Raw genomic sequence first — 13,327 nt, forward strand, 5'->3', positions numbered from 1 at the left:
AGTTTAATTGTCTTGTAAAATGGGAAATCCGAAAGCATTTATATATATACCCCGGCAGGAAGCCGGTTATCGTCCGGTATTGGAACGGATAGAAGATTACAGCGAAGTAGAACAAACACTTAACACAAGCGACCGTCGTAAACAAGCGTCACGGTGTATGGATTGCGGTATACCTTTTTGCCATTGGGCCTGTCCGGTGGGCAATAAGCAGCCCGAATGGCAGGAGTTGCTCTATCAAGGTAGATGGAAAGAAGCCTACCATGTATTATCACTCACTTGCGATTTTCCGGAATTTACCGGACGTATATGTCCGGCTCCGTGCGAAAAAAGTTGTGTGCTCCAACTGAGTGCCGACGAGCCTGTTACCATTCGTGAGAATGAAGCCTCAATCGCCGAGGCAGCTTTTAGAGAAGGCTTTGTGGAAGTAGAAATCCCCCCACGCAACGGCAAAACAGTAGCTGTTATCGGTAGTGGTCCTGCCGGTTTGGTCGTAGCTAATCAATTGAATAGAAAGGGATATACAGTTACTGTTTTTGAAAAAGACGAGTTGCCCGGAGGACTGCTACGCTTTGGTATACCTAATTTTAAACTCTCAAAAAAAATTGTGCAACGCCGTATTGACTTAATGACGACCGAAGGAATAATTTTCAAAACCAATACGATGGTGGGAAAAGAGATTCTTGCGGCCGAAGTAGTCAGTCGTTTTGATGCTGTATGCGTTGCCATTGGAGCAGAAGTTGCCCGCGACTTACCCATTGAAGGTCGAAACCTGAAAGGAATTCATTTTGCTATGGAGTTTCTTGGTCAGCAAAACAGGGTATTGGAAGGAATCTCCGTGCCGTCGAAAAATCAGATCAATGCCAAAGATAAACGTGTGTTGATAATTGGTGGTGGTGATACGGGCAGCGATTGTGTAGGCACTTCCAACCGTCACGGAGCAAAAAGCATTATGCAAATTGAGATTATGCCCAAACCTCCTGTAAAACATAATGCCGCCACTCCATGGCCAATGTATCCAAACGTGTTGAAAACAAGCAGCAGTCATGAAGAAGGTTGTGAACGTCGTTGGAATATTGCAACAAACCGATTTATAGGTGAACGCAATATGCTTCGTGCCGTTGAAGTAGAAGAAGTTGAGTGGATAACACCAGCCACAGGCGGACGTCCGGAAATGCGACTAACCGGAAAGAAAGAAGTTATTGAGGTTGACCTTGTTTTCCTGTCCATGGGCTTTATGCATCCGGAACAAGAAGGACTCGTTGCCGAATTATCTCTGGCTACTGATGCGCGTAAAAATATTGTCGTTAACAAGCAGGGGCGTACAGCAATAAATAAAGTATTTGCCTGTGGCGATGCAACCACCGGTGCAAGTCTGGTTGTACGCGCAATGGCCTCCGGACACAAAGCAGCCGATGCGATACATGCCTATCTAAAAAATGAAGTATCCCATTAAAACGATGGCGTAGGCTACAACTGGATCGACACACTCAAACTTGCCAGTATCAGATAATGAAATGACTTAAGCCGCCCACAGCGTTCCCAAAATTCCAAGTGTAGTTAGTTAAACCACGGAAGCATTGGCATGGAACGCTTCTTTCCAAAACCAAAATAATCCCAGCGTTTGTACTGTCCATATATCAAAATAGTTACACCTAATAACAAATACCAATGAACAGAAAAGACACAATAAATGGTGGTTCCTTTTTAAGTTGAATATGTTAAGGTTGGTTTTGTATTCTTTTTACCTAGAACTATAAAAAATAACTTAAATGTTAAATGTACAATTAATCAAAAAAATAAGTACAAAAAAAATATAAATATAAAAGTGTTTTATTTACATTTGCCAAATGCGTGTATGATATACTCTTTTATTTGTTAAATCTTAATTTATAATATTATGAATAAACTTCGACAACTATGGACATGCTTGCTTTTGTTATTTTGTCTGTTAATTATCTATGTTCAACAGAAAGTTCAAATGGTACTAAATTTATATGGTGAGTTATTGGTTGGAGAAAATACTGAAATACCAAACACTAATGGAGGGTATAATGATGTAACTAAAACTTTGAAACGTATTCAGATTGTCAACCATAAAATCGGGAAACTTAGCATTAGATTACCTGGAAACACTTGTGACAATACCACTAAATTAATTGTACTGAATTAACAAATAGTATTAAGATATCATTTTACATAGTATTTGCTCTTTTACGTGAATTCCTTAACTGTTAGAGTAAACCATAATAAAAGATTAACTATTCAATTTAATACAGAAAGTAATAAGGAGAATAAGCTATCTATAATGGTAGCTTCTAATTCAAGTTAATAAATACAAACATTTATTTTCTATTATTTTTTCATTAATTATTAACCTTAAATGCTGTTGTTTTATGAGAAAACATGTATTAAAACCACACAAGTGGTATGGTTTTTTGTTAGCATTTCTATTAGTTTTTACAGAAAACTATGCTGTATTATCACAAAGTCAGATCGTTTCCGGAAAAGTGATTGATCAGATTGGTGATCCTTTGATCGGAGTAAACGTTGTTGTTAAAGACTTGCCGGGTACAGGTACAATAACCGACCTAAATGGAATGTACACATTGGATGTACAAGGAGAAAAAACTATTGTGTTTACTTATATTGGCTATGCTTCTCAAGAGATTAATATCAACGGGAGAAAAGTCATTGATGTTACATTGTTAGAAGATACCGAAGCTCTTGAAGAAGTAATTGTTGTAGGTTATGGATCTCAGTCAAAGAGACGTGTAACAACAGCTATCAGTAGTGTTAATTCAGAAGCTATAGCGAGATCTTCTTCTACTACTACTGCTGGTGCACTCAGTGGTAAAATGGCTGGTGTGTCAACCAGAGCAATTGATTCACGTCCAGGTCGAGGAATAAATGTAGAAATACGAAATATGGGCAAGCCATTGTTTGTGATTGACGGCATTCCTTATGGAGGAGCTACTGGTAGGGACTGGTTAGGTACATCTAACGTATCTGGAGAAGATGCTTTTAATGCATTGAGTTTGGAAGATATTGAAAGTATATCAATACTAAAGGATGCTTCGGCATCCGTATATGGTTTGCGTGCTGCTAATGGTGTAGTTCTGGTTACCACAAAGAGAGGATTAAAAGAGGACAAAGTGAGTGTCAATGTAAATGGACATTATGGATGGCAAAACCTGACTCGGTTTCCTCAATTAGCTAATGCCGGACAGTATGTGAGAGGCTTGGTTGAGGCTGAACAAAATGACGGAAAAGACCCAAGTAGATTATACTCTAGAGAAGAACTTGACAAATGGATGAATGGAACAGAAGAGGGATATAAAAGCTATGATTATTACGATATTATTATGCGAAAAAATGTACCACAATATAATATCAATGCAAACATTACAGGAGGATCAAAGCGTTCTAACTATTATATTTCGCTCGCTCATACAGGACAAGAAGCAATGATGAAGGATTTTGATTATAAGAGAACTAACTTACAGGTTAATATTGAAACTATGATAAATAAGAGGCTTACGATTGGAACACAAACAAGTGCGAGAATGGAAGATACAAGAGATGTAGGACTTCCGGGTGGTGATGGTTATTTTTCTTCTATTTTATCACTATTTAGTAGTATTCCTACATATGGTCCATATGCCAACGATAACCCTCAGTATATGAATGCTATTCCGAATAGACCTGATTTGAACCCAGCTCTTTTTAGTAGGGATATTGCAGGGTATAAAGACAATTTTACGAAAAACATTAATATTAATTTATACGGAGAGTACAAATTTGATTTCGGCTTGTCAGCAAAGTTTACTTATTCTCATAATTATACACATCTTGATTTTAATGGATTTCAATATTCATATGATTTCTATACATATGATAAAATCTCAGATACATATAACCTAGGAGGAGGTCAGAGTGCAAGATGGAGATATGAGGCAGATGCAAATGTATTAGCACGCTATGGGCAGTTTCAATTAAACTATACAAAATCATTCGGTGATCATAACTTATCGACTGTGTTTGCTTATGAAAGATCCGATTATGACAGATCAACGAAATGGTCTAATACAGCTCCCACAAATAACTACATTCCGTTTAAAACACTACCTGAGCTTACAGGATATGGAGAAGGTTGGAATTATGAGGCAAGATCTGGTTATATTGCTCGTCTTAACTACAGTTATAGAGATAAATATATGCTTGAATTTCTTGCCAGATATGATGCTTCATACTTATATGCTCCGGGAAAACGTTGGGGCTTTTTTCCGGGTGTTTCTGCCGGATGGAGAATATCTGATGAGACATTTTTCTTAAATATAAAAAAAGTTATATCAGATTTGAAGCTTAGAGGTTCAGTTGGTCAGACTGGTAGTGAAGCAGGAGTAAATATGTTCGGTTATATTGGAGGATATGATTATAACAGCGGAGGTGCCGTGCTTGACGGTGATTATGTAATTGGATTAAAACCACGAGGCATGCCTGTGACTAATTTGTCGTGGGAGAAAAATACAATGTATAATTTGGGAGTAGATATGAAATTTTTTGATAATAAATTGTCTGTATCATCAGATTTATTTACGAAAATTATATCAGGAATACCGGCTGCCCGTTATGACGTATTACTTCCAAGTGAAGTAGGTTATGATCTTCCAAACGAAAATCTAAATAAAAATGCTTATAGAGGTCTTGAAGGTATGATTTCATATTCGGATGAAATTGGAGAACTTGATTATACGATTGGTGCAAACTTTACATATTCGCGTTTTAGAAATATTGAAACGTATAAACCTCGTTTTGGAAATTCCTGGAATGAATATCGATATTCAATAGAAGATCGTTGGGGAGGTATCTGGTGGGGGTATCAGGCTATAGGTCGTTTCCAATCTGAAGAAGAGATCCGAAATTATCCTATTGATAATGATGGACAGAATAATAGAACGCAACTTCCGGGAGATATCATTTATAAAGATGTGAATGGTGACGGTGTGATTAATAGTATGGATGAAAGACCTATTGGTTATCCAACAGGATGGGCTCCAATGCTTAGTTATGGTGGGCATATTGGATTGCAGTGGAGAGATTTTGATTTAAATATGGATTTTGCTGGAGCTTCCATGCAGTCTTGGTGTCAAGATTATGAATTAAGGAATCCGTTCCATGCCGGCGGTAATTCTCCAGCTTATCTTCTTGAAGACCGTTGGCATCGCGCAGATCCTTATGACTCTAATAGCGAATGGATTCCGGGAAAATACCCGGCCATTAGAAAAGGAACCAGTGTTAATAATGGAAGAAATAGTGATTTCTGGTTAAAAGATGTTCGTTTCTTACGATTGAAAAACCTTGAGTTTGGTTATAATTTACCTAAGAAAGTTATTAATAAAGTTGGTATTTCAAGACTACGAGTATATGTAAGCGCATCTAATCTGTTTTGTATTGACAATATGAGTGAATATGAGATAGATCCGGAAATAGAAGCAAGAGCTGCTGTTGTTTATCCTCAACAAAAAACATTTATGGTCGGATTTAATGTGACATTTTAAAAGCATACAATTATGAAAAATAAAATTTTATATATATTGATTTCATTTATGGTCATAGGTCACTTCACTTGTTGTAATGAAGATTCTTGGCTGCAGAGAACACCAAAAGACCGTATAACAGATGAACAATTATGGAATGATCCGAATATGATTTTAGGACTTTTGGCAAACTATTATGATAGACTTCCACAATTAGCAGGAGTTTTTAATACAGGAACTAATGCTGAATTAGATGATGCGATGTGGTCTGGTCATGTGGACCAGAATTCACGAAATGATTTTAACTATGCTGACGATTATGGTCGTTATTGGGATTATAAATTTATTCGCGATATCAATCTGGCAATGGAGAATATGGAGTTGTATAGCCAAAAATTAACTGATTTACAGAAAAAACAATTTAAAGCAGAGTTTCGATTCCTTAGAGCATATGTTTATTTTGAATTGGTAAAACGTATGGGAGGAGTACCTCTTGTAACTACACAGTTGATTTATGACGGTAGTGGTGATCCTACATCCTTACAAATGCCACGAGCAAAAGAGGCTGAAATATATGATTTTATTTACGATGAAATACAAATAATTCAAGATGATTTTATTCAAACACAAGGAAGTAGAACACGCGCAAATAAATACACAGCTCTTGCATTACAAAGTAGGGTTATGCTTTACGCCGCTTCAATTGCAAAATATAACAGTCAGATGGGAGCCCCTATATCAACTCCTGGTGGTGAAATTGGCATACCGGAAGATAGAGCTAATGAATATTATCAAAAATCATTAACGGCTTCGGAGGCTATTATCGCTTCTTCCGAATATACCCTTTATAATCCGGTAGGAGTTTCAAAAGGTGAAAGTTTTTATAAATTATTTATGGATAAATCTGTATCAGAAGTCATTTTTGCAAAAGATTTCATGACCGGTAAAGTGCATGGTTTTACTTATGAAAATGTGGTCAGGAGTTTTAGATCAGATATTGAAGGCTCTTCAATGTTAAGCCCTTCTTTAAGTCTTGTTGAGTGTTTTGATTATCTTGACGGGAGTAAAGGAACTTTACGAGATAAAGACGCTGTCGGGAATTATATCGCTTATGAAAATATGTCTGACATATTTGCTAATAAAGATATGCGTTTATACGGCACAGTGGTTTATCCTGGAAGTAATTTTCGTTCACAAACCGTAGATATACAAGCAGGGGTAGCTGTTTGGGAAAATGACAGATATAGTTTCAGAGTAGGAGATTTGGGAACTATTTATGATGATGGAAAAACGCTTACCGGATTTGATGGTCCCAGAGACAATGATCAGTACGTAAGTAATACTGGGTTTTATATTCGCAAATATGTCAGTGAGAATGCGCAGGATGGCGTTCGTCCGAGCTTGGCATCAAATTGGTGGGTTTGGTTCCGTTTAGGAGAAATCTACTTAAATGCAGCAGAGGCTGCTTTTGAGTTAGGGTTGCCAAAATCGAAAGATTATATTAATACTATAAGAGAAAAGCATGGAGGATTTCCTGCAAATAGTATTGAAGACCTTACTATTGATATTATACAGAATGAACGTCGTGTGGAACTTGCTTTCGAAGATCATCGTTTCTTTGATTTAAAACGTTGGAGAATTGCAGATAAGATATTAAACGGGCAAGATTCTGATGTAAATGCAGTAGTTCATGGGTTATATCCTTATAGAATTTGCAGACCTGGACATGAGAATGATGGTAAATATATTTTTGAAAGAATGAAACCGACTAGATTTAAAAAAGCTAGGTTTTTCAGACCGGCAAACTATTATTCATCAATCGAACAGAAAGTGTTGGATAATAATCCTAAACTTATTAAAAATCCATTTCATTAAAACAAGAAAGATATGAAAACAAAATTTATAAATATCATTGTATTAATATTTATAACATTAACAAGTTGTGAATATGACGATTTTGATCAACCAAAGGCTATGTTGACTGGCAAGGTAGTATTTCAAGGAAATCCTGTAGGTGTACGTACCAATGGACCACAGTTAGAACTTTGGGAAAGTGGACATGCATTATACACAAAAATTCCAGTTTATATTGCACATGACGGTAGTTATTCAGCAGCATTATTCAACGGAAAATATAAGTTGGTAAGACTTTCTGGAGCGCCATGGGAACCTCAATCAAATGATACTGTAATTATAGACGTGAAAGGAAATACGATCAAAGATATTGAAGTAATACCATACTTAATTGTACGGAATGAGAGTTTTCAAAAAAATAGTTCAGGAAATATTTCTGCAAAATTCATTGTCGATAAAATTGTTCAAGAATCAAACTTGGCTGAAGTTCGTCTATTTTTGGGGAAAAATATATTGACAGATCAGAATAAACATGAATATGTTGTAAACGCTGATGTTGAATCAATAATATTAGGTCAGGAATTTGAAATGATTGCTGTTTTGCCTAAAGAAATATCATCGACTGATTATTTATTCGTACGTATTGGTGTTCGATCAAATAAATCGAGCGAATTCTACTATACACAAACTCAAAAAATTATACTAAACTAATCAACGAAATTAGTAGTACTGTTTAGCTAAGAAAAATTTATTTCATTGAGGGTATTCACAGCAAAGAATACCCTCTCTTATTGTGTGATTAAGGAATCTAAATCATAACAGCCTTAAAATGTCGTTCATTTTCCGTTAATTTGAGTTTTTGATAGATTTCTTTTTTGTTTTGTATCAACTTGTTTCATAATATCAAGATAAATGTTGCTTTTCGCGTTGAATTTTTCGGGAAAATATAAGGATGTATTTTTTATTGAACTTTAAATAGGGCCATCTGTTCTATAGTAAACAAACATTATATTTGTATGGGATTTATTTGGTATATTTTAATTGGAATTGTTGCCGGTTATTTAGCCGGTAAGATTATGCGTGGTGGTGGTTTTGGTATAGTAGTGAACCTTTTGTTGGGTATTGTCGGTGGTGTGTTAGGAGGTTGGGTTTTCGGTCTTTTAGGACTATCGACAACCGGTATTGTAGGCAGTTTAGTAACTTCTACTGTTGGTGCCGTTTTGCTACTTTGGATTGCTTCTTTATTTAAGAAATAACAACAGGAGTAATCAACGTAATTCTGCAAAGCACGTCTTTGAGAAATAAAAAGAGAGAATGCCCTCGGAGACATCCTCTCTATTTTTTTTATACTGATTTCATTGATCAGGATTTCTTTTTGGCAGTCCGCTTTTTTGCTGCAGGTTTATCTGCTGTGGATTCTACTATTTTTTTACATTCCTCGAGTGTGAGTTCTTCGGGTTTGGTTACAGACTTTGGAAGTCTGTAGTTTTTACCTTTAAAGGCAATATACGGACCAAAGCGTCCATTGAGAATCTCCATTTCCGGTTCTTCGTCAAACTTCTTTATATTGCGTTTCTCCTCTTTTTCTCGCTTTTCTTTGATCAATTCAATCGCTTCTTCTTCGGTGATTGAAAGCGGATCAAGTGTTTTAGGAATAGACACAAACTTTCCTGCGTGACGTATAAATGGTCCGAACCGGCCTATTGCCGCAACCATTTCACTCTCTTCAAACTCTCCGATAGTACGGGGCAGATCAAATAGTTTAAGTGCTTCCTCAAGCGTTATTGTTTCGATAGACTGATTCTTCATCAGAGAAGCAAATTGAGGCTTAGGGGCTGTTTTGTCTTCGGGATTAGCCTGTCCTATCTGAGCAAGTGGACCGTAACGACCTATCTTTACAAAAACAGGCTTTCCACTTTTCGGGTCAATACCTAACTCGCGTTCTCCTACTTTATGTTCTGTTTTGATAGCCGTTGTTTCTTCAACAATCGGGTGGAAGAATTTATAGAATTTATCGATTACGTCCGTCCATTTCATTTCGCCTTCAGCAACTACGTCAAATTCTTTTTCAACGCTGGCTGTGAAGTTGTAATCCATTACAGCCGGGAAATATTCCATCAAAAAGTCATTTACTACAATACCTATATCCGTTGGAATAAGTTTGTTTCTGTCGGCTCCTGCAATTTCTTTTTTCTCTATTTCTTTGATGCTTCCTTTGGCCAGTGTGATCACGTTATATTTACGTTCAACACCTTCTTTGTCTCCTTTCAAAACATATTCTCTGTTTTGAATGGTCTGAATTGTGGGGGCATAAGTAGAAGGACGTCCTATTCCTAATTCCTCCAGACTACGTACCAAACTGGCTTCTGTATAACGAGGAGGGCGTTGTGTAAAACGTTCGGTAGCTACAATGTCCTGAGCGGTTAATACTTCCTTTACCTTAACCGGAGGCAGGATGCCATTTTCTTCTTTTTCGTGGTGTTCGTCATCGTTATCTTCACGATACACCAAAAGAAATCCATCGAAGGTGATAACTTCTCCAGTGGCTGTAAACTTTTCTTTTTTACCCGAAATAGATACAGATATAGTTGTTCGTTCTAATTCCGCATCTGCCATTTGAGAAGCAATCGTACGTTTGCGGATCAGATCATAAAGTTTCTTTTCTTGCGCACTTCCGCTAACGTCTGAGTTGGCTATAAAAGTCGGACGGATTGCTTCGTGAGCTTCCTGCGCACCTTTACTCTTTGTATGGTACTGGCGGAATTTATAATATTTTTCTCCATAGGTATTGATGATTGCTTCTTTTGAAGTGCCTAAAGCTAAATCACTCAGATTAACCGAGTCGGTACGCATATAAGTGATAAACCCGGATTCATAAAGGCGTTGTGCAATCATCATTGTCTGTGAAACAGAAAAACCAAGTTTACGAGCAGCCTCTTGTTGTAAGGTAGATGTTGTAAATGGAGCTGCAGGTGTTTTCTTAACCGGTTTAGTCGTAATGTCTTCAATTACAAACGACGCGTCTTTACAATCCTGCAAAAACGCGTGTGCTTCTTCTTTATTCTTCAAACGTTTGTTAAGTTCTGCTTTTAACAAAGTAGAACCGTCCGGAAGGATGAAAGTCGCGATAACCCGGAATGACGCTTCAGATACGAAGTTATTGATTTCTCTTTCCCGCTCAACAATCAAACGCACAGAAACAGATTGAACGCGACCGGCAGACAAGGCGGGTTTAATTTTCCGCCAAAGAATAGGCGAAAGTTCAAATCCTACAATTCTATCCAGTACACGGCGTGCTTGCTGCGCATTCACCAAATCAATATTTACTTCACGGGGAGTTTCAATCGCATGCAGAATAGCATTTTTTGTGATTTCGTGAAAAACAATACGCTTTGTCTTCTTGGGATCAAGCTTGAGTACTTCTGCCAAATGCCAGGAAATAGCTTCTCCTTCACGGTCTTCATCGGAAGCGAGCCATACCATATCTGCCTTTTTAGCCTCTGATTTTAACTCGGAAACAAGCTTTTTCTTATCTGTTGGAACCACATATTCGGGTGCGTAATTGTTATCAAAATCAATACTAAATTCCTTTGTTTTCAAATCTCGTATATGACCGTAACTGGACATTACTTTGAAATCTTTTCCAAGGAACTTCTCTATTGTCTTTGCTTTGGCCGGGGATTCGACTATTACCAGGTTTTTCTGCATATTCTCATTCATTCTTGTTTGAAATCGAGTGCAAACATACATAAATAATTAACGTAAGGAAGTATAGAAAATAAAAAAAACGGTATTTTGCTTCTTCAAACAAATACTTTTATCGGTATATAAACTACTTTTGTGACTAAATAATCGGAGAATGACAAGATGGATAAATTAAAAAAAATGATAGCGGAAGGAGAGTTCGAGGAGGTTATTCTTCTACTGAATGATTATCTGATACAACATCCGGAATCAGACGAAGCTTATTTTCTCAGAGGTAACGCATACAGTAAAAAAGGCGATTTCAGGCAGGCTTTGAACAGTTACCTTAATGCGATAGAACTTAATCCGGAAAGCCCGGCAAAGCAGGCACATGCTATGCTGATGAAAATAATGGAATTCTACAATAAAGATATGTATAATCATTAAAACAAAAAAGCCCGTTTGTAGCGGGCTTTTTTGTTTTATAATCAGGGTCAGAAATTTATATTTACACCGACCATCGCGTTAAATCCTTGAGCCGGATAGCCGTGCAGCAAATCGTATTTCTGAAATAACAGATTATTCAACTGTCCATATACACCGACATTCGATGTAATGTTGTAAAGACCTGTTACATTCAGTTCGTTGATGTTTTTCATATCAATCGGATCCCATTGACTCAACTTGTATTGCACTGTTTTTCTTCCTGTTCCAAGATAATATTTGGCACTTACCGTTAGCTTTTCTACCGGACGCACATCGATTAACGCGGTTACCTCCGTTTTCGGACGACCATAAGCTTCAAATTTTGGAGCAGGACCACCTTCCCATGAAGATGTTTCCTTAACATCCCAATTGTTAAACACTCCTTTAAGCGAGAATTCAAATACGTTTTGATAATTGTATTTTAATTCGGCACCGGCAAAGAGGAGTTTTGTATTATAATAATCGGAAATGCTATAGTTAATATAGCTGTCTTCAACAGTCTGAATAAATAAAATATCATCATCTGTTGCTTTATAACCGGCGAATACATCAAACCAGAATCCCGGAGCAACGCCGCTCTTCAAACCAACTTTGCTATCTAACCAAGTTCGTGAAGGACGCACATCAAACCAAGGATTTACATAACGGTTCCGAAGTGAAAGCTCATAAGCACTGTTGGATTGGATTTTTCCGTCTGCGTTCAGGTAAAGCACCGTTTTGTCTGCAATCGTTACATCTGCCGCAATATTAGGCGAAGCGAATACTTTATCGTGATTTCCGGTAATAAACATAACATTAGCCCCTAACTTGATCTTCCAAATGTCTCCTTCTACTTTATAATAGGGCGAAAGAGTAATCTCAGCATGGTTTTCAAACTCAAGTTCGGGTAGATAGCCTGAAGGTAGGGTAGGGAGACTGTAATTCAGAAATTCCAATTTTCCGAACACTCCGATTTGCTGATTACCACCGAAAAGCGCATTCATTCCGCCTTTTACACCAATCGTATTTTCTTTTATGCCGTCGATATCTTCAGACAAACCGTACTTGTGCGAAAAATTGGTGTAGTCGATTTCCAATAAGTAGCCTAAAGGCGCTCCTTCGTGAGACTCTACTCCCGCATTAAATCCGATTTGCTGATTTACCTGTTTGGTGTCTATGCCAAATGTTGCGGGCGAAGTAAGCCCTATGCTTTCATTATATCCGAAATAGTTAAATGCGCTATATCCGTAACGGGCCCCCAGCTTCATACTGGCTTTACCGGAATTATGCATATAATTCAAACCGCCCAGGTTATCGTTCAGATGCACTTTTTGTTTCAGTTTTTCACCTTGTAAGTATTCGTGCTTTCCACTACTTGAGCGGTGAGAAAAGAAGAGGTTTAACTGGTCTTTGTCCGTATTGAGGAAATGATATCCGAAATCACCATTAATATTCAGATTCGTTCCTGCTCCGGCATTTAGATACCCCCGGTTTTTGTTATACAGAATATCTGTCATTATTTTTCCGGAAGGCAGAAGGCTTATTTCTGCTTCAGGATCGGTCGGAACTGTTTGGGTTGAATAGCTGATCGCTTTTTTCTGAATTTCGGGTTGCTTTACATCCGGAAGTGTATTTACCTTGTTGGCATCCTGTACAGATGGGTCATATTCACGTTCAAGCGTTAATTCCCGTTTCAAATTATCATCCTGCGCCTGTATCGTTCCTGCGACGGCAAACATTGTTACCACGCATAATGCCTTTACATTATATATCGTCTTCATCGCTTT

General features: G+C 37.4%; 8 protein-coding genes. 6 read left to right on the forward strand and 2 right to left on the reverse strand.

Translation table 11 applies throughout. From position 1 onward, the window contains the following. The first annotated feature begins 19 nt into the window (after positions 1–19). From B9Y81_RS06070 to B9Y81_RS06095, 5 genes are all read left to right on the forward strand, one after another. On the forward strand, positions 20–1,453 hold the full coding sequence (locus B9Y81_RS06070; RefSeq protein ID WP_085536114.1) for a glutamate synthase subunit beta: 1,434 nt from the start codon (positions 20–22) through the stop codon (positions 1,451–1,453). A gap of 940 nt (positions 1,454–2,393) precedes the next feature. Further along, positions 2,394–5,558: a SusC/RagA family TonB-linked outer membrane protein gene (locus B9Y81_RS06080; protein WP_085536116.1), complete on the forward strand. Its 3,165-nt coding sequence runs from the start codon at positions 2,394–2,396 to the stop codon at positions 5,556–5,558. Positions 5,559–5,570: 12 nt separating this feature from the next. Then, positions 5,571–7,412: a RagB/SusD family nutrient uptake outer membrane protein gene (locus tag B9Y81_RS06085; protein WP_085536117.1), complete on the forward strand. Its 1,842-nt coding sequence runs from the start codon at positions 5,571–5,573 to the stop codon at positions 7,410–7,412. Positions 7,413–7,424: 12 nt separating this feature from the next. Beyond that, entirely contained in the window at positions 7,425–8,102 is a 678-nt protein-coding gene (locus B9Y81_RS06090; protein WP_085536118.1) for a DUF3823 domain-containing protein, read from the forward strand. 305 nt (positions 8,103–8,407) lie between these two features. After that, positions 8,408–8,647 (forward strand): GlsB/YeaQ/YmgE family stress response membrane protein, encoded by a 240-nt coding sequence (locus B9Y81_RS06095; RefSeq protein ID WP_085536119.1) that lies wholly within the window; start codon positions 8,408–8,410, stop codon positions 8,645–8,647. 106 nt (positions 8,648–8,753) lie between these two features. Here B9Y81_RS06095 and topA read toward each other — a convergent pair whose 3' ends face one another. Further along, positions 8,754–11,099 (reverse strand): type I DNA topoisomerase, encoded by a 2,346-nt coding sequence (gene topA, locus B9Y81_RS06100; protein ID WP_085536541.1) that lies wholly within the window; start codon positions 11,097–11,099, stop codon positions 8,754–8,756. A 159-nt stretch (positions 11,100–11,258) separates the two neighbouring features. On the opposite strand from topA, the gene B9Y81_RS06105 reads away from it, so the two are divergent. Next, positions 11,259–11,522: a tetratricopeptide repeat protein gene (locus B9Y81_RS06105; RefSeq protein ID WP_085536120.1), complete on the forward strand. Its 264-nt coding sequence runs from the start codon at positions 11,259–11,261 to the stop codon at positions 11,520–11,522. A gap of 47 nt (positions 11,523–11,569) precedes the next feature. On the opposite strand, the gene B9Y81_RS06110 is transcribed toward B9Y81_RS06105, so the two are convergent. Next, the gene (locus B9Y81_RS06110) at positions 11,570–13,321 is read right to left on the reverse strand and encodes a TonB-dependent receptor (RefSeq protein WP_085536542.1); all 1,752 of its coding nucleotides are present in this window, start codon (positions 13,319–13,321) and stop codon (positions 11,570–11,572) included. Between the last annotated feature and the right edge of the window lie 6 nt (positions 13,322–13,327).

Source organism: Massilibacteroides vaginae (assembly GCF_900178525.1).
In the GTDB taxonomy this organism is placed as follows: Bacteria; Bacteroidota; Bacteroidia; order Bacteroidales; family Tannerellaceae; genus Massilibacteroides; species Massilibacteroides vaginae.

Bases quoted from the DNA above. Each gene is read 5' to 3' on its own strand.
- B9Y81_RS06105 (WP_085536120.1), top strand. From the start codon at position 11,259: ATGGATAAATTAAAAAAAATGATAGCGGAAGGAGAGTTCGAGGAGGTT.
- B9Y81_RS06070 (WP_085536114.1), top strand. From the start codon at position 20: ATGGGAAATCCGAAAGCATTTATATATATACCCCGGCAGGAAGCCGGT.
- B9Y81_RS06110 (WP_085536542.1), bottom strand. From the start codon at position 13,321: ATGAAGACGATATATAATGTAAAGGCATTATGCGTGGTAACAATGTTT.
- topA (WP_085536541.1), bottom strand. From the start codon at position 11,099: ATGCAGAAAAACCTGGTAATAGTCGAATCCCCGGCCAAAGCAAAGACA.
- B9Y81_RS06090 (WP_085536118.1), top strand. From the start codon at position 7,425: ATGAAAACAAAATTTATAAATATCATTGTATTAATATTTATAACATTA.
- B9Y81_RS06080 (WP_085536116.1), top strand. From the start codon at position 2,394: ATGAGAAAACATGTATTAAAACCACACAAGTGGTATGGTTTTTTGTTA.
- B9Y81_RS06095 (WP_085536119.1), top strand. From the start codon at position 8,408: ATGGGATTTATTTGGTATATTTTAATTGGAATTGTTGCCGGTTATTTA.
- B9Y81_RS06085 (WP_085536117.1), top strand. From the start codon at position 5,571: ATGAAAAATAAAATTTTATATATATTGATTTCATTTATGGTCATAGGT.